At 34.7% G+C, this 23,087-nt stretch carries 20 protein-coding genes and 1 tRNA gene; 4 read left to right on the plus strand and 17 right to left on the minus strand.

Annotated features, from left to right (window positions below; genetic code table 11):
* Entirely contained in the window at positions 1-1,668 is a 1,668-nt protein-coding gene (gene pafA / locus BUC31_RS18685) for an alkaline phosphatase PafA (RefSeq protein WP_073247189.1), read from the minus strand.
* A 118-nt stretch (positions 1,669-1,786) separates the two neighbouring features.
* Between pafA and BUC31_RS18690 the strand changes: the two genes are divergently transcribed.
* The gene (locus BUC31_RS18690; protein WP_027068092.1) at positions 1,787-2,524 is read left to right on the plus strand and encodes an MlaE family ABC transporter permease; all 738 of its coding nucleotides are present in this window, start codon (positions 1,787-1,789) and stop codon (positions 2,522-2,524) included.
* On the plus strand, positions 2,524-3,291 hold the full coding sequence (locus BUC31_RS18695; protein WP_073247125.1) for an ABC transporter ATP-binding protein: 768 nt from the start codon (positions 2,524-2,526) through the stop codon (positions 3,289-3,291). Before BUC31_RS18690 ends, BUC31_RS18695 begins: the two co-directional genes overlap by 1 nt.
* On the opposite strand, the gene BUC31_RS18700 is transcribed toward BUC31_RS18695, so the two are convergent.
* The 9 genes from BUC31_RS18700 to porV form a co-directional block, all read right to left on the minus strand.
* Positions 3,288-4,757, minus strand: coding sequence for a DUF389 domain-containing protein (locus tag BUC31_RS18700; protein WP_073247127.1), 1,470 nt, complete (start codon positions 4,755-4,757; stop codon positions 3,288-3,290). The two genes, BUC31_RS18695 and BUC31_RS18700, sit on opposite strands and share 4 nt — an antisense overlap.
* A 2-nt stretch (positions 4,758-4,759) precedes the next feature.
* Positions 4,760-5,839 (minus strand): mannose-1-phosphate guanylyltransferase, encoded by a 1,080-nt coding sequence (locus BUC31_RS18705; protein ID WP_073247129.1) that lies wholly within the window; start codon positions 5,837-5,839, stop codon positions 4,760-4,762.
* 1 nt (position 5,840) lies between these two features.
* On the minus strand, positions 5,841-6,443 hold the full coding sequence (locus BUC31_RS18710) for a SprT-like domain-containing protein (RefSeq protein ID WP_073247131.1): 603 nt from the start codon (positions 6,441-6,443) through the stop codon (positions 5,841-5,843).
* A 2-nt stretch (positions 6,444-6,445) separates the two neighbouring features.
* Positions 6,446-7,126: an SDR family NAD(P)-dependent oxidoreductase gene (locus BUC31_RS18715; protein WP_073247133.1), complete on the minus strand. Its 681-nt coding sequence runs from the start codon at positions 7,124-7,126 to the stop codon at positions 6,446-6,448.
* Positions 7,126-8,175, minus strand: coding sequence for a M28 family metallopeptidase (locus BUC31_RS18720; protein WP_073247134.1), 1,050 nt, complete (start codon positions 8,173-8,175; stop codon positions 7,126-7,128). Before BUC31_RS18720 ends, BUC31_RS18715 begins: the two co-directional genes overlap by 1 nt.
* A gap of 85 nt (positions 8,176-8,260) precedes the next feature.
* Complete coding sequence (locus BUC31_RS18725; protein WP_073247137.1) at positions 8,261-9,904, minus strand: pyruvate dehydrogenase complex dihydrolipoamide acetyltransferase; 1,644 nt, start codon at positions 9,902-9,904, stop codon at positions 8,261-8,263.
* 4 nt (positions 9,905-9,908) lie between these two features.
* Complete coding sequence (gene pdhA, locus BUC31_RS18730; protein ID WP_073247139.1) at positions 9,909-10,907, minus strand: pyruvate dehydrogenase (acetyl-transferring) E1 component subunit alpha; 999 nt, start codon at positions 10,905-10,907, stop codon at positions 9,909-9,911.
* A 188-nt stretch (positions 10,908-11,095) separates the two neighbouring features.
* Complete coding sequence (gene cdd / locus BUC31_RS18735; RefSeq protein ID WP_073247141.1) at positions 11,096-11,584, minus strand: cytidine deaminase; 489 nt, start codon at positions 11,582-11,584, stop codon at positions 11,096-11,098.
* Between the two features lie 126 nt (positions 11,585-11,710).
* Positions 11,711-12,859, minus strand: coding sequence for a type IX secretion system outer membrane channel protein PorV (porV, locus tag BUC31_RS18740; RefSeq protein WP_073247142.1), 1,149 nt, complete (start codon positions 12,857-12,859; stop codon positions 11,711-11,713).
* A gap of 440 nt (positions 12,860-13,299) precedes the next feature.
* Here porV and gldJ point away from each other — a divergent pair, with 440 nt between their 5' ends.
* Positions 13,300-14,967, plus strand: coding sequence for a gliding motility lipoprotein GldJ (gene gldJ / locus BUC31_RS18745; RefSeq protein ID WP_073247144.1), 1,668 nt, complete (start codon positions 13,300-13,302; stop codon positions 14,965-14,967).
* A gap of 63 nt (positions 14,968-15,030) precedes the next feature.
* Positions 15,031-16,308 (plus strand): UDP-N-acetylmuramoyl-tripeptide--D-alanyl-D-alanine ligase, encoded by a 1,278-nt coding sequence (locus BUC31_RS18750; RefSeq protein WP_073247145.1) that lies wholly within the window; start codon positions 15,031-15,033, stop codon positions 16,306-16,308.
* A gap of 17 nt (positions 16,309-16,325) precedes the next feature.
* Here BUC31_RS18750 and BUC31_RS18755 read toward each other — a convergent pair.
* The 7 genes from BUC31_RS18755 to BUC31_RS18785 form a co-directional block, all read right to left on the minus strand.
* Positions 16,326-16,400 (minus strand) — tRNA-Val (locus BUC31_RS18755).
* A gap of 78 nt (positions 16,401-16,478) precedes the next feature.
* The gene (locus tag BUC31_RS18760) at positions 16,479-17,750 is read right to left on the minus strand and encodes an Nramp family divalent metal transporter (RefSeq protein WP_073247147.1); all 1,272 of its coding nucleotides are present in this window, start codon (positions 17,748-17,750) and stop codon (positions 16,479-16,481) included.
* 76 nt (positions 17,751-17,826) lie between these two features.
* Positions 17,827-18,528, minus strand: a complete 702-nt coding sequence (locus tag BUC31_RS18765) for a FadR/GntR family transcriptional regulator (protein WP_073247149.1) — start codon at positions 18,526-18,528, stop codon at positions 17,827-17,829.
* A 219-nt stretch (positions 18,529-18,747) separates the two neighbouring features.
* Positions 18,748-19,728, minus strand: coding sequence for a polysaccharide lyase family 7 protein (locus tag BUC31_RS18770; protein ID WP_244534076.1), 981 nt, complete (start codon positions 19,726-19,728; stop codon positions 18,748-18,750).
* Positions 19,729-19,738: 10 nt separating this feature from the next.
* Positions 19,739-20,650 carry a polysaccharide lyase family 7 protein gene (locus tag BUC31_RS18775; RefSeq protein WP_073247153.1) on the minus strand — a complete coding sequence of 304 codons (912 nt, stop codon included), beginning with the start codon at positions 20,648-20,650 and terminating at the stop codon, positions 19,739-19,741.
* Between the two features lie 10 nt (positions 20,651-20,660).
* Positions 20,661-22,103 carry a hypothetical protein gene (locus tag BUC31_RS18780; protein ID WP_073247155.1) on the minus strand — a complete coding sequence of 481 codons (1,443 nt, stop codon included), beginning with the start codon at positions 22,101-22,103 and terminating at the stop codon, positions 20,661-20,663.
* Positions 22,104-22,261: 158 nt separating this feature from the next.
* Positions 22,262-23,083: a PKD domain-containing protein gene (locus BUC31_RS18785; RefSeq protein WP_073247157.1), complete on the minus strand. Its 822-nt coding sequence runs from the start codon at positions 23,081-23,083 to the stop codon at positions 22,262-22,264.
* Positions 23,084-23,087 lie beyond the last annotated feature (4 nt).

Below are 23,087 nucleotides of genomic sequence, written 5' to 3' on the forward strand. Positions count from 1 at the left end.
TTATTTAAATACTTCTGTTATAGGCTTACCAGTTGCTCCGTTTGGAAAAGATATACCTAACAACGCCGAAATGGTTGGTGCAATATCAGGAATCTCAGTTCTGTTAACTGTGGAACCTGGCTTTACACCCATACCATAAAACAATAGTGGCGCATGTGTATCATAAATTTGTGGTGAGCCATGTGTAGATCCCGTAGTATTATAAGAAATAAATCCTGGTTTTAATACTACCAATACATCACCCGATCTTTTTTGGTTATAGCCATTCTGTAAGATATAAGGAATACCATGGGTGTAATTATAACTCCACATTTGATTCGCTGTATACACTCTATCTATTGCATCGTAACCTAAAACTTCTTGAGCTATTTCAACTTGCACGTCAGCCAAGCTAAGGTCTAGGTTTTTAACAATTTTATGATCCAAAAATATTTGATCATTAGAATAGTTTTTAATAATATCTTCTGTACCATACTTATACTGTAAAAACTCGGTCAACCTTTTTTTGTTCGCCGCTGTGTCAATATAACCTGACGGTATTTTTTCACTTTTTAAATACGTTGGCACTTCAACTGCTCCATGATCTGCAGTTAAGAACAACGTATACTCTCCTTCTCCTACGATCTTATCCAAAGCTTTAAAAAATCTTTCTAAATCTGCATCTAACCTTAAATAAGTATCTTGAACTTCTTTAGAATTTACGCCATACATATGCCCAACATAATCAGTACTTGAAAAACTTACTGCTAAAAAATCTGTTATATCGTCTTTACCCAAACCCTCTTGCTTTAATGCCTCTATAGCAAAATCTGCAGTCAATGAATTACCAAATGGTGTTGCCTTTATAATATCAAAATCTTTTGTTTTATCTAGTAATGCAGGAGTATTGTGAGGAAATGAAGTTGTTGACTCCCCTTCAAATTTTCCTTCAAAAATGTTATTATCAGTTCCACTCTCTTTATACTCCTTAATATCTTTTAACGTATTCCATTCTCTTTTATAAGATTGTGCCTTACCTGATGAGTTAAAATCATTAACCCATTTTGGAAGTTGATTCATGTAATAAGAACTTGTAATCCATTTAGCTTCATTTGCACCATGAAACCAATAAGCAGCATTAGCTGTATGCCCACCAGGTAAAACCGCACCTCTATCCTTTAAAGCGATGGCGATGGTCTTGCCTTGCATTTGGCTACTTAAACGCACTTCGTCTGTTATCGTGGTAACGCCCATACGGTGTGGTGACATTTTTCCTGCATCTGCCGTAGTTCCTACAGATGTATAGGTATCATCACTGGCACAATACACACTTGCATCAATCTCTTTATCATACCAATTATTACCAATTATACCGTGCACTGCAGGTGTAGTACCAGTATATACAGAAGTGTGCCCAGGTCCCGTACTTGTAGGTGCATAGTTAAAATGGTTGTTTTTACAATTGAACCCCTGTTCTACAAGTCTTTTGAAACCATCATTTCCAAAATGATCGTAAAAACGTGTTATATAATCATAACGCATTTGGTCTACTACAATACCTACCACCAATTTTGGTTTTACCCTTAAAAGGTCATCATTTGTATTTTCCTTATTTTTCTTTTGTGCGTTTAAGGCGTTCACCAATAACATCGTGCTTACAAATAAAGAAGCAACAAAATATTTTTTCATTTTCATACGGATAGGATTGTAACACAAATGTAAAATAATTTACATCTTTAAAGATTAAACGGAGGTTAAATCAGGTCCTTTATTGTTATTTTTACGGTAAGAAATATATTTTCAATCAATGAACTATTTAGCATCTGTAGGGAGCTATGCAATTATGATCCGCGAGGTTTTTAAAAAACCTACGAAATGGAGAATAATGAAGTCCCTTATATTCAAGGAAATAGATGAGTTGATTTTTAGCTCATTGGGTATAATCATATTCATTTCCTTTTTTATCGGTGCCGTTGTAGCCATACAAACAGCACTTAACCTCACCAACCCATTAATACCCCGAAATCTAATTGGTTTTGCAACTCGCCAGTCTGTAATATTAGAATTTGCACCTACTTTCGTATCTATTATAATGGCTGGTAAAGTAGGATCTTACATTACATCTAGTATTGGCACCATGCGTGTAACCGAGCAAATAGATGCCTTAGAAGTAATGGGCGTAAATTCATTAAATTACTTAGTTTTTCCTAAGATTATTGCAATGCTTTTTTACCCTTTCGCAATTGCAATTTCTATGTATGTTGGAATATTCGGTGGATGGATGGCCGGAGTTTTTGGTGGATTTTTAACCAGTGAAGATTTTATTACAGGATTACAATCAGATTTTGTTCCTTTTCATATTGCATATGCATTTGTGAAAACCTTGATTTTTGCTTTTGTAATTGCGACTATACCTTCATTTCATGGATTTTATATGCGCGGCGGAGCTTTAGAGGTTGGTAAGGCAAGTACGACAGCGTTCGTTTGGACAAGTGTTGTAATTATCATACTCAACTACATATTAACCCAACTTTTGCTAGGATAATGATAGAAGTACGAGACATACATAAATCTTTTGGCGATGCTCATATCCTTAAAGGGGTTACGACTACTTTCGAAAAAGGAAAAACTAATTTAATCATTGGACAAAGTGGATCAGGTAAAACTGTTTTTCTTAAATGTCTTTTAGGATTATTTATCCCAGAAGAAGGCGGTATTGTCTATGACGGAAAACTATATGCTAACCTTACCGATAACGAGAAACGCGATTTAAGACAAGAAATGGGCATGGTATTTCAAGGTAGCGCCCTTTTTGATAGTATGACGGTAGAAGGTAATGTCATGTTCCCTCTAGAAATGTTTACCAAACAGCCTAAATCTGAAATGAAAGACCGTGTAGATGCGGTGCTAAAAAGAGTAAATTTAATTGATGCTCATCATAAATTTCCTTCTGAGATTTCTGGGGGTATGCAAAAACGTGTGGCTATTGCTCGTGCTATAGTTATGAATCCGAAATATCTTTTTTGCGATGAACCAAACTCTGGTTTAGATCCTAAGACGGCTATTCTTATTGATGACCTTATCAAAGAAATTACCGAAGAGTATAATATTACTACCGTAATAAATACTCATGATATGAACTCGGTAATGCAAATTGGGGAAAAAATAATTTTTCTTAAAGACGGACTTCTAGAATGGGAAGGGACTAAAAACGAAATCTTTAAAACCGATAATGAAGCCGTAACTAATTTTGTGTATTCATCTGACCTTTTCAAGAAGGTACGCCAAATGTATATACAAGAACAAAATTAGTCTTTAGGCATTTCCTTTATTTGAATTTTCTCATTATTCAATCTAAGTCTCAGCCATTCTTGTAGTTTAGCCATATCCTTAACGGTTTCGGCTCTCTTAGCTTCCTTTTTCCAGGTTACTTCAAATAATGGAATACTATCTGTTTTTGTAAAATCTGTTGAAATTAAATATGCATAACCTATTCGATCCAAATTTTCGTAATTGGTTTTTGCTTCAAGACTAATTTCTTTGAAAGGAATTTGATTTGATGAAATCTGATTCAACCTTACCAATTCACTTTCTAAAAGCTGAATTTTCTCATCTTTAGTGGTAAGAATACTTTTCTGTGACTCATAAAGCTCATTAACATATTTCAGCTCATTTGCTTCGTCACTTTTAGATCCCTGAACAACGCTAAGTTCAGTTCCTTGTAGTTGTTTGTACTCTGCCATCTGGGCACGCCAAGTAGCAATTACATTATCAGGTATACCATCATTACCCATAAACACCAATTCAATTTTAGACTTACCTTCAGCATCGTAGTCTACCTCACTAAAATCTTTTAAAAACTTGCCTTCACCCGCAAATTGATAAGGTGCTATTTTCTCTGTAATAAAAGACTCTGCATCCCTATTAAATAATGACTTTTTAAATACGCTATAGAATGTAAAACCTGCAGGTATCATAACCAAAACAGCCAATAAAGAAGCTAGCCTAGCTATTAATTTTCTTCGTTGCGAATTCACGTAACGAACCATCGGAAATTTCAAGAGCTTTATTACCAAGAAAGTTGCTAAGGCTATGAAAATAGTATTAATAATGAACAGGTACATTGCACCCGTCGCATACTCCCAGTTTCCGATTGCCAAGCCAAAACCTACGGTACACAAAGGTGGCATTAACGCTGTGGCAATTGCAACACCAAAAATTACACTTGCAATTGTACCTTTCTTAGCACGCGCAATCACCAATGCCAAACCACCAAAAAATGCTATTAAAACATCTCTAATATCTGGTTCAGTTCTAGCCAAAAGCTCCGAAGATTCATCCCTAAGTGGAAAAAAACGATAGAACAAGTACGCTGTTATCACACTTAAAACTACCATTACGGCAAAGTTCTTCAATGATCGTTTTAAGGTATCAATGTCATTTATAGCCACAGACATGCCTATACCTAAAATAGGACCCATTAGAGGCGAAATTAACATCGCACCGATTACTACAGCAGTAGAATTGGCATTAAGACCAATAGACGCAATAAAAATAGAACAAATCAAAATCCAAGAAGTATGCCCCTTAAAAGGAATATCAGCAATAATAGCTTCTTTCGTCGCCTGCTGATCTGTATTGGTTCTAATATCCAACAGCTCAGAAAGAAACGTTTTAACACTACCTAAAAGACCCTGAAAATCTTTTTTCACTTCTTCACTACCACTACCCTCATTACTGTTAGGGGTAATGTTATCTTGATTAAGATTGTTCTCCATATTTAAGCGAATTCATCACCAAAGGTATCCTTTACCTTATTTAAAACTTGTTTAATATCTTGTTCTTTGGTCTTAGGATAAATCAAAAGTACTTCATCCTTATCAACAATAATATAATCGTTAAGTCCGTCTACCACGACTACTTTACCTGCTTTAGACCTAATCATATTACCATTAGCGTCTTCTGTCAATACTTTAGCATTTACTATAGCATTTTTATTCTCATCTTTATCTAGCTTGTCGTACAACGAACCCCAAGTACCTAAATCATTCCAATCAAAAGTAGCTTCTTTCACATAGATTGCTTTTGAATTTTCCAAAATAGCGTAATCGATAGATATATTTTCAGCTTTTGGATAGTTCTCAGAAATAAATTTCTTTTCATCGTCTGTATTATAACATACTAAACCATCTCTAAACAACGCATATTGTTTTGGCTGAAAATTTTGGAACGCGTTTACAATAGTTTTTGCACTCCACATAAATATACCTGCGTTCCACAAAAAGTTACCTTGCGCTAGAAAGTCTTTAGCAGTTTCATAGTCTGGCTTCTCTCTGAACTGATTTACTTTTTTAATTGGTGCTTTATCTGCCTTATTATATTCTATATACCCAAAACCTGTATTAGGGAAAGAAGGTTTTATACCCAAAGTACATAAAACATCTTCAGTCTCGCACTTTGTAAAACACGCTGTAACATCTTTTGCAAATGCATCTTCATCTTCTATCCAATGGTCACTTGGGGCAACAATCATTACCGCATCTTCATTCATCTTCTGAATCTTCATTGCGGCATATAAAATACATGGTGCTGTATTTCTCATTGCAGGTTCAAGAACTACCTGTTCTTGTTTTACCATTGGTAATTGCTCCAAGACCAAATCATTATAACGTTCATTGGTAAGAATCAAAATATTCTCAGTAGGTACGAATTTGTTTAATCTTTGAAACGTTTTCTGAATTAGGGTATCACCTGTACCCAACATATCATGAAATTGCTTCGGATTCTCACTTGTGCTTATTGGCCAGAACCTAGATCCTACTCCACCCGCCATTAAAACGGCATAATAATTTTTGTTCATGTTAGCTTTTTATTAATTCTACTTCAGCATTTGGTTGAAAAAGAAACATCCTTCCTGAGGATAATTCTACACACTCATAACGCTTAGTTCGTTTATTTCCTTTTTTAAATAATTTGCCATTATAGATGCGAAACACACACCCTATTGGTAATTCGTAAACGTAAGTTTTATCTGATTGTTGTTCATCGAATTGTTTTAAGGCAATTGATAATTGTGCATCTGTACTACTGCTCGCCTTCGGATTCTTAAAATGCCTAGCCAATAAAGGTAAAAGCTGTGAAGGAAATATCTCTGGACGTATAAATGGTAACATTAAGTATTGAAACGTTTTTTTCCATTCTACACCATGCGGCTTAATAGTACGCCCATATTTTTCAAATGCTATTAAGTGCGCAATTTCATGAATTAACGTAATTAAGAACCTATACTTATTTAAAGATGCATTAACCGTAATCTGATGATTACCATCTTTTCGCATTCGATAATCACCATGCCTAGTAACACGTTCATTCACGATTTTTAAATGCACCTGACTATCTTTAATTAGTGCATAACATGGACCAACCGCTAATTCAGGAAGATATTTAGCTAACGTTTCTTGCATTCTTAAGGTGTACTACTACTTACTTGTAAAATTTTACCATTATACATTTTTTGCCCCTTTAAAGCAAAGTCCATTATATATTCTGCCATCTCTTTGGCACTAACAGGAGCCTCATAACCCGGAAACGCTTCTTCTAACATTTCTGTTTGAACCGCACCTAAAGCAAGTGCATTAAATGCCGGACCTGTTTCTTTAAACTCCTCCGCTAATAATTCTGTGAGCGTAAGTACTGCTCCTTTACTGGAACTATATGCAGAAAGACCCGGAAATTTAGCACTACCTTGAATACCGCCCATTGAGCTAATGGTAAGCACATGAGCATTTTTATCCATAAATGGAATAATGAGTCTGGTCATAGCCGCAACCCCAAAAACATTCACTTCATAAACCGCCATAAACTCTTCTTCTGTTAACTCTAAAAAAGGTTTATTTATCAACTTGCCGGCATTATTTATAAGCGCTATAACATTACCTTTTTTATCTTTTAAATAATTAGATAAGTCATCTCTATCTTCTACCGAGGATACATCAAAAGAAAATGCTTCAATATTTTTATGGTTAAGACTTTTAATAGGCTTTTCATTTCTAGATAACGCCAAGACCTTATAGCCGGCATCGGCTAATAACTTGCTTAACTCAAAGCCAATTCCTCTACTGGTACCTGTTACAATTACGTATTCCATTAATTATACTTTACTTCTTTTACCGGTGAATTAATAATACCTTTTAACATAGGTACTGATTCATTTACTATTGTTGCCATAAATTCATAATCCATCAACGATGCTTCATCACCTACTTTATGGTATTCACCAAAATTTGTAAAATCGAAAGAGCTATATGTCTGAGACGGCACATTAAACTCATCATGAAAAGGAGCATTATCTGATCGTCTGAACAAATTAAACTCTTTTGCTTTAGGTAAAAAACCTACTAAATTTTTATGCGCATAGCCATTACTAACTTCTGCCAAATTCGATAGTTCATACCCTGTTAAATAAAGACTATGGTCTTTATCGACCATTGGCACTCCTACCATTTCAAAGTTCAACATTGCGTACAAATCAATATTTTCAGTCTTTAATTTTTTCGCTAAATGCTTTGACCCAACCAATCCTTTTTCTTCTGCCGTAAATAGAGCAAAAATTATACTCCGTTTGTTGTTTTTATGTTTACCAAAGTATTTGGCAAATTCTAGAACAGTTGTGGTACCTGAAGCATTATCATTGGCTCCATTCGCAATTTTATCGTTACTATCCCCACTAATCAAACCTATATGATCATAATGTGCTCCTATGAGAACAAACTCATTTTTTAATTTGTCATCAGTCCCTGGTAAAAAACCTACTACGTTATAAGCTACCCCATCACTATAATTTTCTAAAGTATCTCTGTATGATAAAAAATAAGGCGCTATATCATTGTTCTCAAACACATTCTGAATATAATCAGCTGCCATTGCTATACCTTCGCCACCTGTATCTCGCCCCTGTAATTTATCTGAGGTCAAAAACGTCATTATTTTTTCGACATCTTCCGGCAAAGTATTTCCCTTCAATTTTGAAGCTGTTACACCTACTTTATCTTCGGTCTCTACAACTGTAGTTTCAGGTAAAACCGACCCCTTTACTCCTTTCGGGTTTGTAGGGTTCAAAACTGTAGATTGGTCAACTTTCGCGCCACCACAACTAAGAATCAAAGTACTTAGAAGTACAATACTTATATATTTCATAACAACATCAAATTTAGAATATAAAGATAAAAAAAAGCATCCCGATGAAAGGATGCTTTAACAATTCTATTTTAGAATCAATTTTCTATGCTAACATAGTAACAGGATTCTCTACAAAATATCTTAATGTCTGAAGGAACTGAGCTCCTACAGCACCATCAACAGTTCTATGATCACAAGCAAGTGTTAACTTCATTGTATTACCTACAACTATTTCTCCGTTTTTAACAACTGGTTTTTCAACAATTGCACCAACTGAAAGTATAGCTGAGTTTGGTTGATTGATAATACTTGTAAATTCAAGTATACCGAACATTCCTAAATTTGATACGGTAAAAGTACTGCCTTCCATCTCTGAAGGGGCAATTTTCTTGTTACGTGCCTTACCTGCTAAATCTTTAACAGTGCTACCTATTTGTGTTAATCCTAATAAATCTGCATGTTTTACAACCGGTACAACTAAACCTTCATCAACAGCTACAGCAACACCCATATGAATATGCTTATGATATTTTGTAGCCTCTGCGCTCCATGAAGTATTTACTTGCGGATGCTTTCTAAGTGCCATTGCACAAGCCTTTAAAACCATATCATTAAATGACACTTTGGTATCTGGCAAACTATTGATCTGAGCACGAGACGCTTTAGCATTATCCATATCAACTTCAATAGTTAAATAGAAATGTGGCGCGTTAAATTTAGAATTACCTAATGCTTTAGCAATTGCCTTACGCATATTAGAATTCTTAACTTCTTCTGTACCCTCTTCACCAGATGGCAATGCCATAGAAACTGGTTGAGCTGCAATTGCGTTATCTACCTTTGTACTTGGGGCTGCAACCGGCGCAGCCGTTTTACTTGGCGTATAATTCTCTATATCTTTCTTAGTAATTCTACCGTTATCACCAGAACCCGAAACATTTGCTAAATCTACACCTTTATCTGCAGCAATTTTCTTAGCTAAAGGAGATGCAAAAATTCTTGCTCCATCGGCAACTGGCTTAGAAACTTCTGTATTACCAGATGAATCTGAAGATTTCGGTGCTTCTTTTTTGGTTTCTGTTGCAGTACTTTTTTTACCACTACCAGACCCGCTATTTAAAACAGCATCTACATCTGTACCTTCTGGTCCAATAACCGCCAATACAGCATCTACAGGAGAAGATTCTCCTTCTTGTATACCAACATATAATAACTTACCATTATAGAAAGACTCGAATTCCATAGTAGCCTTATCGGTTTCGATTTCCGCTAATATGTCACCTTCCTCAACATCATCACCAACTTTCTTTAACCATGTAGCTACAGTACCTTCTTCCATGGTATCACTTAAACGAGGCATTTTTATGATTTCAACTCCCTCAGGAATTTCACCACCGCCTTGCGCTTCTTCTCCTTCCGAAGCATCTTCAGCAACAGGACTTTCCTCAGACGACTCCTCTGTTGAAGCTGCTGTACTACCTCCACTTATTAAAGCAGAAATATCCTCACCTTCATCACCAATAATAGCCAAAAGACTATCTACTGGTGCAGCATCACCTTCCTGAATACCTATATACAATAAAGTTCCTTCATTAAATGATTCGAACTCCATTGTCGCCTTATCTGTTTCGATTTCGGCTAATATATCTCCTTCTTCAATTTTATCTCCAACGCTTTTCAACCATTTAGCTACGGTACCCTCTTCCATGGTATCGCTTAAACGGGGCATATTTACTACTATAGCCATCTAATTAAAATTTATGTTCAACAAATGGAAAATCCTCTTGTTCGTAAACCATATCATACAATTGGTTTATTGGTGGATAATCTGATTCTTCTGCGAACTTTTCACATTCCTTAACCATGACCTTAACATTCTTGTCAATATCTTTGATTTCAGCGTCAGTTGCGTAATTGTTTTCTTTGATAATATCCAACACCTGGGTAATTGGATCTATTTTCTTATACTCTTCAACTTCATCTTTAGTTCTATAATGCTGAGCATCTGACATTGAATGACCTCTATATCTATAGGTCTTCATTTCAAGAAAAGTTGGTCCACCGCCACTACGTGCTCTTTCTATTGCCTTACTCATTTCTTGAGCAACCGTTACAGGATTCATACCATCAACAGGTCCACATGGCATTTCATAACCTAAACCTAACTTCCAGATTTCTGTAGAAAAAGATGTTCTCGCTACAGAAGTTCCCATTGCATAGCCATTATTTTCACAAATAAAGACAACAGGTAACTGCCATAACATAGCCAAGTTGAAAGTTTCATGCAGAGATCCTTGCCTTACAGCTCCATCACCCATATAACATAAGGTAACATTATCTCTACCAGCATACTTATCGCCAAAAGCCATACCTGCACCTAGTGGAATTTGACCACCAACGATACCATGACCGCCATGAAAACGATGTTCTTTTGAAAATATGTGCATTGAACCACCCATACCTTTAGAGGTACCGGTTACTTTACCGAATAATTCAGCCATAACCATTTTAGGATCAACACCCATGCCAATTGGCTGAACGTGATTTCTATAAGCAGTTATCATACGGTCTTTAGAAAGATCCATTGCATGAAGTGCACCAGCCAAAACGGCTTCTTGCCCATTATACAAATGTAAAAACCCTCTTACTTTTTGCTGAATGTAAACAGCAGCTAATTTATCCTCAAATTTTCTCCAAAATAGCATGTCTGCATACCACTTTAAATACGTTTCCTTGGTGATTTTTTTCATCAATTTTAACTAAAGGTTTAAAATTCTTTATAGATAATCGAGATAGAATAACCTAGATATCTCAAAAGAGCAAAAATACACATATAAATGAATCGATAAAAATAATAAAAGCAAATCCATTCAGAAATTACATGCTTAACAAATAAAGCATATAACGTGTTTATTTACAATACTTTTTGCAGATTTTCTTAATTAAGAAAACTACTATTAAAGCCAAGTGGCAATAAATCTGCCAGAGAATTGCATTCAATAACACTACCCGTTTCACCCATTAATAGAATTCTTATAGGTTCTTGCTGTCTAAATTCATATTCAGAAATTGCCTGTCTACAGTTACCGCAAGGTGCAGCTGGCTCACTAACTTCATGATTTAAGGATGCTGCCGTTATTGCAATCGCTTTTATTTTAATACCAGGATATTTTGCACCCGCATAAAAAACAGCAACCCGTTCTGCACATAACCCAGAAGGATATGATGCATTTTCTTGATTATTACCTTCTATAATTTCACCGTTTTCCAATAAAACGGAAGCCCCAACATTAAAACTAGAATAGGGAGCATAAGCTCTTTGCCTAGCTTTCACAGCTACTGACATTAGATTTTGATCATCATTTTTAAGTTCGTTTACCGAATCATACACCGTAATGTCAAAGCTTATTTTCTTTTGGCTGACCATAATTTTGTTTTGTTTTTCAATCTACAAATATAAACCTGATGCCAATAGTAATTGAAGATAAAAAATAAGGACATAAAAAAACCTGCTTTATGCAGGTTTTTTTATTTATATAAATCTATAATTCAATTAATCGTTATAAAATTCTTCACCTAGGTTAAACGTAAGAGAAAAACGTAACGTATTCTCTAGTGGATTTCTTACCTGAGATGTAGAAAACAAGTAAGATAGATCAACTTGCGCCGCTTTGAACTTAAAACCGGCACCTAACGTAAAGAACTTTCTAGATCCTTTCTCTTCACTTTCATTGAAATAACCTGTTCTTAGCATAAAGGCATCTTGATACACATATTCAGCACCTAAAGCCCAGGTAAATTCTTTTAACTCTTCACTAAAACCATCTGGTGCATCAGAGAATGAATTAAAAATACCGCTAAAGCCACTTTCGTTCTGGTATATATCATTATCTGCTGCATCAACATCTCCATCATTATCATAATCTTGAGGTGTTGGAACTAATAATTTTGTAAACTCAGTTGTTATACCTATAACATTATCTTGATCCAAAATAAAATCAAAACCACCACCAAAGCTTAACTTACTTGGCAAAAAGTTTTCTTGACCTCCGGCATCATACTGAATTTTCCCTCCAATGTTAGAAAGATTGAAACCAGCTCTCCATCGACCATCAAAGTTATTATAAGCAATCTCGTTAGATCTATAATAACCAGCTACATCTACTGCAAAAGAACTTGCGGCTTGAGAATCTTCTGTACCGTTTTGTGGTAATTTCAAGTTCGACCTAATATATCTACCACCAACTGCCATTGAGAAAGTCGGACTCAACTTTAAAGAATACGAACCATCTAACGCTAATTCATTTGGCTTAGCAATTGTACCGGGATCATTTGCAAACTGTCTTAGTTCTATCTCACCCAATGTAAAATATCTTAAACTTACCGCAAAAGCACTTTGGTCGTCTAGTTTATTATAATAACTAGCATTCAACAAAGAAATATCAGTAATAATACTTTCTAAATAGGGAGTATAACTAACTCCTATACCCATTTTACGTTCTGCAAAAGCAAATTTAGCAGGATTCCATTGTTGAGAAAAAGCATCTGTTGAAGTTGCAACACCCATATCACCCATACCTGCAGACCTTGCATCTGCGGCAATAGTTAGAAATGGCACTGCCGTTGTAATTACACGTTGGTTGTCTTGCGCAAAGACATTACCGACAATCAATACAAAGAAAATTATTAAAATTTTTCTCATCTTAGAATAGTTCTTTAAATTTTTAAAGGTGAAATATAGTGAATACCCTATTCCACACTCTAATATTTTACATGTAAACGCACATTTTCCCGTTATCTTGCATGAATATTAAGTTTTTTAGCAGAATTTATTTTTTCAATATAACACTAGTCATATAACATCATAGTTAAGTTCATTTTTTAGCTACCATATATTCTTTCAAAAAGAAATATTTAAAACCATACTAATTAGTTGTTTTAAGCGTTTACCTATTAAAGCGAGCCTAAATTTATTGACAGTTCGTCATGAGATTTTTAAAATTATTTTCAATTGTAAAATAATCTCATAAAAACACCGTTCTATTGAGCGAAAGTGACAAACAAATTAAAAGAAATTATAGTATCATATTCTGTAGCTACCAAACTACTATAGCATATGTAAATTGAACTCAAGTCCTAATTATGAAGAAACATTTAATAAAAGTTGTACTCTCATGCACTGTATTAGTAGGAGGTTTTACAGTAAGTAGCTGTTCTAAATCCTCATCTGGAAAAAATACGTCTAGAGCTACAGGTTGGAAGATAAATGCCAAGGAAGGCGGATTTCAATACAATACTGACTTTAAAGAGCAAGAAACTGCTCCTGGATTAGTATTTGTTGAAGGTGGTACATTTACGAAAGGTAAAGTACAAGATGATGTAATGCATGATTGGAACAACACTCCTACTTCACAACATGTACAGTCTTTTTACATGGATGAGACCGAGGTAACTAACGTAATGTACTTAGAATACCTAGATTATCTAAAAAGTGTTTATCCACCAGAAAATCCTAAATACACTAATATATATGTAGGTGCATTGCCAGATACTTTGGTATGGAGAAATAGATTAGGCTTCAACGAAACAATGACAAATAATTACCTGAGACACCCAGCATATGCAGAATACCCTGTGGTAGGTGTAAACTGGATTCAGGCAACGCAATTTGCAGAATGGAGAACCGACCGTGTAAATGAAGTAATGCTAGAAAGAGAAGGTTACTTATCTGAAGATGCAAAATACCAAGCAGCTACAGGTGAAGTTCAAGGCACCTTTAGTACTGAAGCTTACTTAAACAGACCAGAATCTGTTTACAACGGACAAATTGATTCTTTGCAAGGAAAGCAGAAAAAAGATAGTACATCTACTTTCGCAAAAAGAAGTAGCGGTGTTATTATGCCAGAATATAGACTACCTACTGAAACTGAATGGGAATATGCTGCTCAGGCTCAAGTTGGACAGAGAGAATACAATAACTACAGAGGTAGAAAAAAGTATCCTTGGGAAGGAGATTACACTCGTAACGGACAACGTGTAGGTAGAGGTGATCAATTAGCTAACTTCAAACAAGGTAAAGGTGATTATGGCGGAATTGCAGGATGGTCTGATGATGGTGCCGATATTACCGCACAAGTAATGTCTTATAAGCCTAACGATTTAGGTCTTTATGATATGGCTGGTAATGTTGCCGAATGGACAGCTGATGTTTACCGACCAATAGTTGATGACGAAGTAAGTGATTTTAACTACTACAGAGGTAACATTTACATGAAAAGCGCTATAGGTGAAGATGGTAAAGTAAAAATATTAAGAGATTCTATTGTTTATGACACTTTACCGAACGGAAAGGTAGTTGCAGTAAACTTACCAGGTGAAATTAAAATGGTACCTGTTGATGAGGAAGAAACATATTTAAGAACAAACTTCTCTTCTAGTGATAACAGAGGCTATAGAGATGGTGATTCTGGTTCTTCAAGATTTTACGACAGATTTAATGACGGTGAAGAAGAAGATCCAAACAAGAAAATGTACAACTCTCCTAAGCATTCTGTTGAAAGAGATTCATTAGGAAACCTTGTTAAAGGCTATGATGCATCAAACAACAGAACTACATTAATTAATGATGAAGTTAGAGTATACAAAGGTGGTTCTTGGAGAGATAGAGCATACTGGTTAGATCCTGCACAAAGAAGATATTTGCCACAATATATGGCTACTGATAATATTGGTTTCAGATGTGCAATGTCTAGAGTTGGTTCTAAATCAAAAACAAAAAACAAAACAGTTAGAGGAAAAAAAGCTAAATAATTTTTCTTTTTACGAACTAAAAAAAGCTCCTTTCTTAAGGGGCTTTTTTTTATCTTCGATTTTATGAAAATTCAAGATTTACACTCGGCTTTTTTAGCCCACCCTTCTATCAGTACTGATACCAGAAAAATTAAAGAAAATGATATTTTCTTTGCACTAAAAGGAGACAATTTTAATGGTAACACCTATGCTCAAAAAGCTTTAGACAATGGAGCTAGCCTAGTGATTATTGATGAAGAGAAATATCTTATTGATGACAGAACAATACTAGTTAAAGATGTTTTAACAACATTACAACAATTAGCTAATTTTCATAGAAGACAATCTAAAGCGCAGGTTATAAGTCTAACTGGTAGTAATGGTAAAACAACTACTAAAGAATTAATTAACGCTGTACTTCGCAAAACTTATAGAACAATAGCGACCAAAGGAAACCTCAACAATCATATTGGTGTGCCGTTAACCTTATTAACCATTCAACCTGACACTGAAATCGCCATTGTTGAAATGGGTGCTAATCACCTAAAGGAAATTGAGTTTTTATGTGAAATTGCAGAGCCAGATTTTGGCTATATCACTAATTTTGGAAAGGCCCACTTAGAAGGCTTTGGTGGAATTGAAGGTGTTAAAAAAGGAAAAAGCGAATTATATGATTACCTGATTTCTCACAAAAAATCGATTTTCTTAAATGCCGACGACCCAATTCAAAAAGACAAACTAAGTACGTACACTAAAAAATTCGGTTTTAGTTCTGAAGATTCTAAATACTATACCATTAAATTACTAGAGGCTCAACCCTTTGTTAATCTAATTGTAGAAAATATTAATATAGAAACGAATTTAATTGGTGCCTATAATTTTCCTAACTGCTGTGCAGCAATTATTATGGCAAAATATTTCAATGTTGAGTTAAGCGAAATAAAAAAGGCACTTGAGGAATATACTCCAGACAATAATAGATCTCAGATATTAGATAATAACGGACACTATATTATCCTAGATGCTTATAACGCCAACCCTTCGAGCATGAAAGTGGCATTAGAAAATTTTAATTCGTTAAAAAAAGATCGAAAAATATTGATTCTAGGCGACATGTTCGAATTAGGAGAATCTGCAAAAGAAGAACATCAAAATATTTCAGATCTAGCAACGAGTTTAAATTTTGAACAAGTGCTATTGGTTGGAGAGAATTTTTACGCTACTAACTCTACTGCTGTTAGACTAAAGAGTTTTGAAGAATTAAAAGTCTACTTAGTTAACAAACCTACGCAAACGAAATCTTCATTCTTGATTAAAGGTTCTAGAGGTATGGCTTTAGAACGGGTTTTAGATTTGATTTAAAAAGTTTAATATTATTGTGGGATATACTGGATTCGAACCGGTGACCTCTGCCCTGTCAAGGCAGCGCTCTAAACCAACTGAGCTAATATCCCGTTAAAACTCTAAACAAGTCAACAAAGATACTAATTATCACATTTTAATTAGAAGCAAGACTATAAGATTGTTTTGAACTAGAAATAATCTAGCAATGCTACAACGCCATTATAAGAAATTACGCAAGAAAAGAAAAGTGCAGCAAAAAGTCCTAAATTAAGCCAAACTCCCGCCTTATACTTAGTCATTAAATTCTTGTTATTTATAAGAAGTATTATTCCTAATATCACCAATGGCAAAACAAACACATTAAACACTTGAGATAGTATTTGCATTTGAATGGGATTAGCTCCATATACAGGAACTATCAGCGCAAATAATGAGGCTATTGCCGTAATTATTCTAAATTGTTTTGAACTAGTATCTAACTCCCCTGATTGATAATCTGCCAATAATATTGGAGCAATTAGTAAACATGGAAAAATTGATGATAAGCCAGCACTTAAAGTTCCAAAAAAGAAAAGTGTAAGGGCAAATTTACCAGCAACGGGTTCTAATGTATTCACCATATCCAATACTTGGGTTACTGGTTTCCCTTGATGAAATAAAGCCCCACAAGCTACAGCCATTACAGATGCACTTATAAAAAAAACAAGCGAAGCTGCAATTATTGCATCTTTCTTTTGTTGCGAACGATTTTTTATTGTCCAACCTTTTCCCTTCACAAAAAGTGGCCTTGAAAGAAACGTAGCTGCAGCCATGGTTGTACCAACAAAAGCAGCAACCATCATCTGACCCCCTTCAACTTTTGGTATTGTCGGTATCAAACCTTTTACAACCTCAACAGGTAATGGGTACACCATAAACAAAGAAATTATGAATGAAAGCCCCATGATAGTTACAAAAATGACCAATATTTTTTCAAAAAAAGCATACTTACCCACCATTAACAATCCATAAAATATAACAATAACAGTTATTGCTATTATTAAAACAGACTCATATTTGAAATCTACCAAATTTGGGAAGTAAATTAAAAATATCTCATAGATGACATTAGCCGAAATACCAAGAATTCCCATTAATGAATTCCACTGACCAAAAGAAATTCCAAGAATTATAAGAATAGCAATTAACTTACCCCACTTCAAATGTTTTTTAAAAGCGTAAAGTGCAGTTTCACCCGTGACTAAAGCGAAATTACCGTAAGCATACATTAACAAACCTGAAAAAATACAACTTAAAAGCAGCACCCATAATAGTTGCATACCATATGTGCTACCTGCCACAATCATTGACGTAACACTACCGGTGCCAATAGTATAGCCAATAGCGAATATTCCAGGACCAAATGCCAAAACTAAAGCCAATATTTTTTTCCAAATTGATAGTTTGCCTGAATTACTCATTTTATATGTTCTTTAGGTAGGTTATTATTAAAATGATTTCGAAGTTTAGTAAGCAATAACTATTGGATTTATTCTTCTAAATGTTATAGCAAAATTGATATAGGTTCTTAAAATGAACTTTCATTTTTGCTTTCGCCAATTGCGGATTCTGTTCCTTTATAGCATCAAAAATATCTTGATGCTCTTCTATGCCTCTAAATGCCATATTCTTATCGCAAACATGGTACTTCTCAAAATTTGTAAGTATTTCTGGTGTAATAATAAGCATGAAAGTGTTCATAGTACTATTTCCGCTAGCTTTTGCGATTGCCAAATGAAATAGCAAATCTTCCTGTACTGCATCTTCACCTTTCTCGACCTTTTCACGATAAGCATCCAAAGCACTTTTCAATTGCTTTAAATCTGCATCTGTTCTTCTTCTAGCAGCAAGCCTTACGGTTTTTAGTTCTAAAAGAATTCTCGTTTCTACTAATGATTTAAAATCTGGCTCTTCTAGGCGAAGAATATCATTCACCATACCGTTCATAGCAATCTGACCTATATCTGCTACAAAGGTTCCACTTTGAGGCTTTGAGATTAAAATTCCATAAAATTCTAATTTTTGAATCGCCTCTCGAACATTGCTTCGACTAACGTCGAATTTATCTGACAGCATTCTTTCTGATGGTAATTTATCACCAGGCTCAAGATTTTTATTATTCATTAAATCTCTAAGCTGTATTATAATCTCATTTTGTATTTCCTGATTTTCTGTCCTTGTGAGGATTTCTAATTTCATATATATCTTGCTTTAAAGGAAAAATGATTGCCAAATTCGTTCACCTAAACCGTAATAACAACTTGCTAAAATAATAAGCTTTATTTTCAACGATAATTACATTCTCCAAAACAGCGAATGTTAATGAAATTTACCAGTCTTAAAAAAGACCGGTAAACTCATTTCAACAAATCTAACTCAAACAACTTTCTTATTTATACTAGGTATATTTATCTTATATCACTCATGCGTGACTTCTAATTCGTAATATTTAACTTTGGCAGATGCACCTGCATCTAGGGTTTGTAAATAGTTACCCGCTTTAAAATAGTTTTCAAAAACGCTCCACTTTTGCATATGGATATCTTCATAGACAACGGAATCGGTTTCATTTAAAATCACTTCCAACCTTCCGTCTGAGGCAATAATCTCTAGAGTAAATGTATTATTTCCTATATTCTCTGAGAACGTATGTCCTTCATTATCTTCCCATGCATCTGTATGTAAAATCTCTTCGTCTGTAGCATCAAGATCTTTAAGCTTTTTAGTAAGTACTCTTACTTTGCCTTTCTGCCAATAAATTTTTAACATTGGAGGAGCATTATTATCGTCTTCCCCTATTAAATCTCTTTGGGCATTTGTTAATCTACCATGAATTTGCATAACCAAAGTTCTATGAAAATCACCACCAGCATCTGTAGTAATTTCCGGAACTGATAAAGTCCCTTTCATTCGACCACCTTCTGTAAAAGTCCAATTAGTACTATTACTACCAGGCACCATTTGCTCTCTTAGCTCTGTTCTTGAATATGATGAATTAGCTGTAGACGAACCTGGTGATGTATAAAACACCAAAGAGCCATCTAAGGAATCATTGTACATGTATGGCAACAATCTTTCATCTGTAGCATAATCTACAATCTCCGGTGGCTCAACCTCATCTGGACTACCAATTGGTAGTGTTACTTTCCAATTACTCAAATTTATATTTGGTAAAAAAAAGTCCACCCCTTCTACCTGTTCTTCTTCAACAACTACTTCTTCATCTGGTTCAGGAACTTCTTCTGTTTCTTCCTCAACCACTTCTTCTTCCTGAACAATCTCCTCTTCAGCTACTTCTGCATCGTTACTACAACTAGAAACGGTAAATACCATTACAAAGGCAAAAAAGCAATGTACTATCGTTGATTTACAAAAACGTAAAATATTATTTATAATCATATAATTCTTATTAATGCTTCACCTCAAGTTCATAAAAACTGACCTTGGCAAATGAACCTTCATCTCTGCTTTGAAAATAATTACCTGCTTTAAAGTAATTTTCAAATACTCCCCATCTTTTCATATTGAAATCGTTATAAACGGCATATTCAGTTTTATTTAATGAGACCACCATTTTACCATCTGTAACTTTTACTTCAATTTGAAATTTACCGAAGCCAACCTCTTCTTGAAAATTAAAGCCTTCGTCATCTGTCCAAGCTTCTTCATGTAATATGCCAGTAGAATTTACATCGGCATATTTTAATTTTTTTGTTTTGACTCTAATTTTACCATTCTGCCAATATATCTTTAATACAGGCGGTGCATTATTGTCTTTTTGTTTTATTAATTCTTTTTGATCGTTAGTCAATCGACCATGTATTTGCAAAATAATCACTTTATGATATCTTCCATTCGTATCTCGAGAAACATCATCAACTGAAAGTTTTGCTTTTAAAGTACCACCTTGCTTAAATGTCCAATTGACATTATCATCTCCTGGAACCATTTGCTCCCTTAATTCTGACCTAGAATATTTAGTATTTGCTGTGGTCGCTGTAGTTGGATAAGCATAAAACGTTAATGCTCTTTTAGTAGAATCATTATACATATAAGGCTTCAATATGTCATTTGTAGCGTAGTTCAAAATTTCTGGTGGCTCTACACTAATTGCCCCTCCTTTACCACCACCTTCTGGAATAGTAACCTTCCAGTTACTTAAATCAATTTCTGGAAGCTTAACCTTCTTTTTCTTCTTCTTAGATTTTTTGATATTTACATCCGATTCTGAAACGCTACTTTTCTGATTTTGAGAAGTAGCGTTTACAGATAGAAATAGTAATACCATAAATACCAATATTCCTTTTCGGGTGTTTTGCATAAATTACAAATTATGGATTCACTGAACGAACCTTCACATTATCTATAAATGCGTCTTTAGGAGTTACTGCATAAAACATTATAGCCACTTCACCACTATCATTAGCAGTAAATGGAATTTGTACTAATGTACCAGCACCGTCTGTTGTATCTGAGAATTTACCCTCTGCTACGAAACCTTCGTTAAACCCTAAGTTATCACCAAGATTATCTACGGCATCTGCGCCATCATCGTACTGACCATCTAAAATTAAACCAACTATTTTTCTTCCTCCAATAGGATCTGTTCCGCTATCATCTTTAATAGCATATTGATACTCTAAAATATAATCTGCACCAGGTACTAGATTTAACTCTTGATAAGCATACCTTGAACTAGAAGATCCAAATTCTCCACCAGATTGACTTGATGACCATTTAGCTCCTCTTGTCTTACTACCGGTATCAACACCATCATAATCTTGATTAGAACCATCAGAACTTGAACCGAACGGGTTTGTTTCTCCATCTGTAAACGTTGACCATTTCCAGAAATCTTGACCATCTTCAAAATCACCATTCAAAATGGTTGACCCTGTCATTCTTGACATATAGATATTATCTACTGTAATTGTTGCATGATCATTTGCAGTACCGCTAGAACCTAATTCAAAGAGAATTGTTTCAAATTGAGAAACAGGTGATGAAAAATCTGTAGCTAAATCAAAATCAAGCCCAGTCCACTCGCCATCCATCAAATCTATTTCATCAATAACATGACTAGTACCATTTGTACTATCTACCAACGTAATTTTTAATTTATCGATACCAGTAGCAAATTCAGAATACACATCAAAATGAATATCGTTAGAACCAACACCGCTGTAAAAAGCATCTGCTGCAACAACTTCATCACTCAATGCGAAAACTCCTGTATCACTATGTAATCTAGAAAACTCTACCAAATTATTTCCTGATTCCAAAACAACTGCTTTACCACCAGTACCTGCTGAACCAACAGAACCTGCATCGGTAAATATATTTAACAAATTATATCTTTTTACGTCTGGTGAAGAAGGAGCATTGTCAATAGACTGTACTGTATGCTCTACCGTGATATCTTCTGATTTTGTTAAATCTGATTGACCAGCTGCCTTTGTTGTAACCGTTATAGTATAATCTGTAGATGCATCAACGTTAGAATAGTCATATGTAGCAGATTCTCCTTGAAGTGCGTTTAGAGGAGTTGACCTATCACCAAAATCAATAACATATGAATCTACACCAACAGTTAATGGTGTAACGGTAACAATGGTACCATCTCCACTTGATGACACTTCGAAACTTGAAAATACACTTTCTATTGAACCACCTGACGAAGCGACTGGTTCAATTGGAGTATAGTCATCCTCATCACATGACATAATAAGGCCCGTTATTAACAAGGCACTTATTCCTTTTTTTATTAAACTCATAATTTATTTTTTTATATTTTATTAGTTTATGCTTAAAAGTGAATGGTTATAAAACCTTTTTATTAAAAGCATATACATGATTGTCTTGAAGCGTAATTTAAAAATGAAACTACCAAAAGAGTAATAACATTTTTAAATTACCATTTCAAGGGTTTTGATTAATTAAGTCTATCGATACTAATTTTAGAAAATCTGCATTCAGTACCTGCATATTCGATATTAAACCTCATGTTTTCTGTTTCATCACCTGTTGTAAAAGAGAATGATGTTTGCACGTAAGACGAAGCTTGATCGGTTAATGGAATTTCTTGGTTAAGAAAAACAGCTTGAGTATCAGCGTCTTCTATTAAAAGTGTACCGGCAGAACTACCAGTTGTTTTACTTACATACCAAAAAGTTACTTCATATGTTGCACCAGCAACCACACGAATACTTTGATCAAGAAAATTAGAACTACTACTTAATTTAGCTGCTCCATTATCTTCTGGTGGTGATGGTGAAGAACTAGCGGAATAAGAACTTGTGGTTCCTCTATCTACCCCAGCCCATGGTGTTCTTGGACTACATAAGAAATCTGGACATTGAAAGGCCGCTACCAATTCATCTACAACTACAACATCAATTGTAACAGTGGATGTTACACCGTTACCATCACTGGAAACCAAAGTAACAGGAAAAGTACCTTCACCAGAAAATTGAAAAGAAGGATCACGATCTGTTGAAGATTCCCCCCCACCAAAATCCCATAAATATGAGGATGCTTCTGTTGAAAGATCTGTAAAATTAATTACTGTAAAATCTTCTTGATCTGCTGTATAGTCAAAATTTGCCTCTGGAAATATAGTATCTGCTTTAGAGTTAGAGTCCGGCAGATCATCTCTAAATGTATCAGAACCAACACAACCAACAAAAGAACTTGTAAACACTACACTAAAGAGCAACAAGGTTGTTTTTCGGAAAATATTTTGTTTAATTTTCATAGTT

This window comes from Maribacter aquivivus (assembly GCF_900142175.1).
In the GTDB taxonomy this organism is placed as follows: Bacteria; Bacteroidota; Bacteroidia; order Flavobacteriales; family Flavobacteriaceae; genus Maribacter; species Maribacter aquivivus.

Coding starts and splice junctions, on each gene's coding strand:
- BUC31_RS18725 (WP_073247137.1), bottom strand. CDS start 9,904: ATGGCTATAGTAGTAAATATGCCCCGTTTAAGCGATACCATGGAAGAG.
- BUC31_RS18765 (WP_073247149.1), bottom strand. CDS start 18,528: ATGAAATTAGAAATCCTCACAAGGACAGAAAATCAGGAAATACAAAAT.
- pdhA (WP_073247139.1), bottom strand. CDS start 10,907: ATGAAAAAAATCACCAAGGAAACGTATTTAAAGTGGTATGCAGACATG.
- porV (WP_073247142.1), bottom strand. CDS start 12,859: ATGAGAAAAATTTTAATAATTTTCTTTGTATTGATTGTCGGTAATGTC.
- BUC31_RS18720 (WP_073247134.1), bottom strand. CDS start 8,175: ATGAAATATATAAGTATTGTACTTCTAAGTACTTTGATTCTTAGTTGT.
- BUC31_RS18715 (WP_073247133.1), bottom strand. CDS start 7,126: ATGGAATACGTAATTGTAACAGGTACCAGTAGAGGAATTGGCTTTGAG.
- pafA (WP_073247189.1), bottom strand. CDS start 1,668: ATGAAAAAATATTTTGTTGCTTCTTTATTTGTAAGCACGATGTTATTG.
- BUC31_RS18760 (WP_073247147.1), bottom strand. CDS start 17,750: ATGAGTAATTCAGGCAAACTATCAATTTGGAAAAAAATATTGGCTTTA.
- BUC31_RS18700 (WP_073247127.1), bottom strand. CDS start 4,757: ATGGAGAACAATCTTAATCAAGATAACATTACCCCTAACAGTAATGAG.
- BUC31_RS18695 (WP_073247125.1), top strand. CDS start 2,524: ATGATAGAAGTACGAGACATACATAAATCTTTTGGCGATGCTCATATC.
- BUC31_RS18770 (WP_244534076.1), bottom strand. CDS start 19,728: ATGATTATAAATAATATTTTACGTTTTTGTAAATCAACGATAGTACAT.
- BUC31_RS18690 (WP_027068092.1), top strand. CDS start 1,787: ATGAACTATTTAGCATCTGTAGGGAGCTATGCAATTATGATCCGCGAG.
- BUC31_RS18710 (WP_073247131.1), bottom strand. CDS start 6,443: ATGCAAGAAACGTTAGCTAAATATCTTCCTGAATTAGCGGTTGGTCCA.
- gldJ (WP_073247144.1), top strand. CDS start 13,300: ATGAAGAAACATTTAATAAAAGTTGTACTCTCATGCACTGTATTAGTA.
- BUC31_RS18705 (WP_073247129.1), bottom strand. CDS start 5,839: ATGAACAAAAATTATTATGCCGTTTTAATGGCGGGTGGAGTAGGATCT.
- BUC31_RS18785 (WP_073247157.1), bottom strand. CDS start 23,083: ATGAAAATTAAACAAAATATTTTCCGAAAAACAACCTTGTTGCTCTTT.
- cdd (WP_073247141.1), bottom strand. CDS start 11,584: ATGGTCAGCCAAAAGAAAATAAGCTTTGACATTACGGTGTATGATTCG.
- BUC31_RS18775 (WP_073247153.1), bottom strand. CDS start 20,650: ATGCAAAACACCCGAAAAGGAATATTGGTATTTATGGTATTACTATTT.
- BUC31_RS18780 (WP_073247155.1), bottom strand. CDS start 22,103: ATGAGTTTAATAAAAAAAGGAATAAGTGCCTTGTTAATAACGGGCCTT.
- BUC31_RS18750 (WP_073247145.1), top strand. CDS start 15,031: ATGAAAATTCAAGATTTACACTCGGCTTTTTTAGCCCACCCTTCTATC.